Origin of the sequence: Pseudomonas graminis (assembly GCF_001705435.1) — a bacterium.
In the GTDB taxonomy this organism is placed as follows: domain Bacteria; phylum Pseudomonadota; class Gammaproteobacteria; order Pseudomonadales; family Pseudomonadaceae; genus Aquipseudomonas; species Aquipseudomonas graminis_B.
The window spans coordinates 1-268 of sequence record NZ_MDEN01000013.1 but is presented as its reverse complement, the minus strand read 5'-3'; the positions used below and the strand labels follow the sequence as shown (position 1 = coordinate 268).

General features: G+C 63.1%; 1 protein-coding gene. It reads left to right on the top strand.

The features are described from left to right. On the top strand, positions 1-268 hold a 268-nt coding region (locus tag BBI10_RS00060), incomplete at both ends, for an FAD:protein FMN transferase (protein ID WP_141695057.1).

Genomic DNA, 268 nt, shown 5'->3' with positions numbered 1-268 from the left:
GAAAGCTATCTGGTGGAAATCACTGGCGAGCTCAAGGCACGAGGCCGAAAGCCGGGTGACGCACCGTGGCGGATCGCCATCGAAGCGCCGCGGGATGATGAGCGTGTGGCGCAGCGCGTCATCGAGCTCGATGGCTATGGCGTTTCCACTTCGGGTGACTACCGCAACTATTTCGAGCGTGATGGCAAGCGCTACTCGCATACGCTGGATCCGCAAACCGGTGCCCCGATAGAACACCGCCTGGCGGCCGTGACGGTCGTCGCCCCGT